The following is a 3,200-nucleotide window of genomic DNA, read 5'->3' on the forward strand; positions in this document are numbered from 1 at the left end:
CGTCCAAAAACGACAAAGTGCTCTGGAGGCCCCGCCGTCTGTGGCCTCCAGAGGGGTATTACTTTTTTCGAGATCCCTATTTGGGCTCTGTTTGAGTAAGATTTAGTCTTTTTGGGCTAAATCCATGGCATTCGAAGAACGTGTCCAAATCTTGTCCGAGGCAGAACAAGATGAGTTATATGGACCCCCCGCTTTCACCTCCGCCGACCAACGCTTCTTTTTCTCGCTGAACGATAAGGAACTGGCGATCGCTAAAAGCCTCCGTCATCGGGGCCAGCGTTACATGCTGGTGGTACTGCTGGGCTATTTCAAAGCCAAGCCGGTGGTGCTGAATCCCGGCTTTCATCAGATCAAGCAGGACCTCAAATACGTTTATCAAACCGTTCTACCAGGCCCAGGCTGTAGACCCTTTAATCTCACGCCAAAAGAGAACGAACGGATTTACCAACGTGTTTTCCAGCTCTGCAACTACCAGCGCTGGAATGTCAAAGACCATGGAGCGGCGTTGAGAGATTACTTATCCCAGCAAGCCAGAGCCTGGACAGCGCCTAGGCACCTCTTCGATGCGGCCATTGAATATTGTTCGGGGCAGAAGATCGCAATCCCTGCCTACAGCACGCTGCAAAAGATCATCAGTCAGGTGGTGGGAGACGAACAGGAACACATGGCCGCGCACCTTGAGCGTGCAATGTCACGCGGTCTTAAGCAAGCACTGGCGGAGCTCGTGAACGGCACAGGTCCACTGCCGTTCCGACAGTTGCGACAATCGGCTCGTAACTTCACCGGAACCGAGTTGGAGAAAGAACTGATTGTCTATCGCCATATCCAGCATTGGATGCCGGAAGTGGATCTGCTGTTGAGCACGCTATCACTGTCGCAGAAAAATCTGCAACACCTGGCAGAGAAAGTCGACTACTACGGTGCCAAACTGAAACGTCAAACCGTAGGCAGCCAATGGCTGTATTTATTGTGCTATCTTCAAACGCGATGGCAGCAAGCGCTGGAACGTATTGCCGATGGCTTTGTGCATCATGTCAGACAGACCAAACAGAAGGCAAAGGATTATGCGCAGGAAGCGGTGTTTAAGGATTGGCAAAAAGCAGCTAAAAATGTCAGCAAGGCAGCTGAAGTACTGCACCTGTTCATTGATGACAGCATTGATCTGCAACTACCGTTTGCAACAGTAAGACAGCAAGCACTGAGCCTGCTGACCAAAAGGGATCTGGAATCTGTATGTCTCTTCCTGAACGAGCAGCGACGATCGGTCGATGAAGCCATGTGGCAGTACTGCGACGAGAAAGAAAGTCTGCGGAAAGGTTTGCTGCGAGAGTTGTTCCTATGTCTGCGCTTCGAAGGCTGCGACGGCACCCAGCACTTAGCGGCCGCCTTGGCGAAAACACAAAACGAACTCAACGGCCAGGACGCTCAGTTGCAAACTGCCGACACCAGACTCCTTTCCAAAAAATCACGTGAATTCCTGCTGGATGGTGAAGGGAATATCCTGATCGATCGTTATGAGTGGTTCCTCTATCAACAGATTCCTGATCGCCTGAATGGCCAGCTGACGCTGCCTGATATCACTAAATACCGGGCACTCGACGCCGACCTGATCGACGGGGAACATTGGCGAAAAAACAAATATACGCTGCTTCAACAGAGCCATTTTACAAAATTAGCGGAGGAGCCTGAAAAGCTGATCAAACAGATGGCCATGGAATTGGATACCCGTTTGTACGAAGTCGGCGAATATCTTGAACAGGAAGACAACCGGAATATCATCTTGCGTAATCCGCAGGGTAAACGCTTCTGGCGCCTGCCTTCGGCCAGCAAACATCATCTGGTCAACAATCCCTTCTTCCAGCAAATTCCCACAACGGGGATTGCGGATGTACTGCGCATGGTTGATCGTGACACCGGTTTCATTGACTGCTTCGCTCATGTGCTGGGTTCCCAATCCAGAAGCCGTTCCCATGAATATGACCTGTTGGCAATTCTGGTCGGCAATGCAACCAATCAAGGCATTTACGGCATGGCACAGATCTCTGATCGTACCTATGATCAGCTCAGCACTATCCAGGCGAACTATCTTCGCCTGGAAACATTGAATGCTGCTAACGACAACATCAATAACGCGACAGCCAAGCTACCCATCTTCCGGTACTACAACATCCAGGAAGATGTGATCCACGCCAGTGCCGATGGTCAAAAGTTCGAAGCCCGGCGCGAGACCTTCAAAACCCGTTATTCGTCGAAGTACTTTGGCACTCAAAAAGGTGTTTCTGCCATGACCTTGATCGCCAATCACGCTGCGATCAACGCCAGAGTGATCGGCGCCAACGAACATGAATCGCACTACATCTTTGATTTGTTGATGAGCAATACGTCAGACATCATTCCGGATGTGCTCTCAACCGATACCCATGGGGTGAACCATGTGAACTTCGCGTTACTGGATCTGTTCGGATACCAGTTTGCCCCACGCTATGCCCAGGTTGGCAAAGTGATCAATGACATGTTTGATGTCAAGGAAGACAAAGAACACCGAATTCAGCTGTGCTTAAAAAAGCCAATCAATACCCATCGTATTGCGCAGCACTGGGATACCATCCAACGGATTGCAGTATCACTTAAGCAGCGGAAAACAACGCAAGCCACCTTGGTGAGAAAGCTCTCGGAGTACAAGCGCAATCACCCGCTGCTGGAAGCCCTGACGGAATACAATCGCCTGGTGAAAGCGAATTATCTACTGTGCTACATCGATGATGCCAGTTTAAGAAACTATGTTCAGCGCGCGCTGAACCGGGGAGAGGCCTATCACCAACTGCGTCGGGCCGTGAGCAGCGTCAATGGGGATCAGTTCCGGGGCAGTTCAGACGAAGAAATCCAGCTATGGAATGAGTGCGCTCGCCTGGTCACCAATGCCATCGTTTACTTCAACTCCAGGATACTCAGCCAGCTGTTGACCAGCTTCGAATACCAAGGAGATACCAAGAGAATAGATATCGTCAAACAGGCATCCCCTGTGGCCTGGCACAACATTAACCTCAAGGGGACTTACCACTTCGAATTGAGCGAAAAATTGCCAGATCTGGAGGAGCTTATGCGCTCAATCGAGGGATATTTACCCGTCAGCGAAAAGTAATACCCCTCTGGAGGCCACGGACGGCGCGGCCTCCAGAGCACTTTGTCGTTTTTGGACG

General features: G+C 50.8%; 1 protein-coding gene. It reads left to right on the forward strand.

Annotated elements, in window-relative coordinates:
- The first annotated feature begins 124 nt into the window (after positions 1–124).
- Positions 125–3,142, forward strand: coding sequence for a Tn3-like element IS3000 family transposase (locus A11A3_RS17005; RefSeq protein ID WP_021740570.1), 3,018 nt, complete (start codon positions 125–127; stop codon positions 3,140–3,142).
- Positions 3,143–3,200 lie beyond the last annotated feature (58 nt).

It is taken from the genome of Alcanivorax hongdengensis A-11-3 (genome assembly GCF_000300995.1).
Taxonomy (GTDB): Bacteria; Pseudomonadota; Gammaproteobacteria; order Pseudomonadales; family Alcanivoracaceae; genus Alcanivorax; species Alcanivorax hongdengensis.

What these genes read in the sequence shown, in the direction of transcription:
- A11A3_RS17005 (WP_021740570.1), top strand. Translation starts at nt 125, where the DNA reads ATGGCATTCGAAGAACGTGTCCAAATCTTGTCCGAGGCAGAACAAGAT.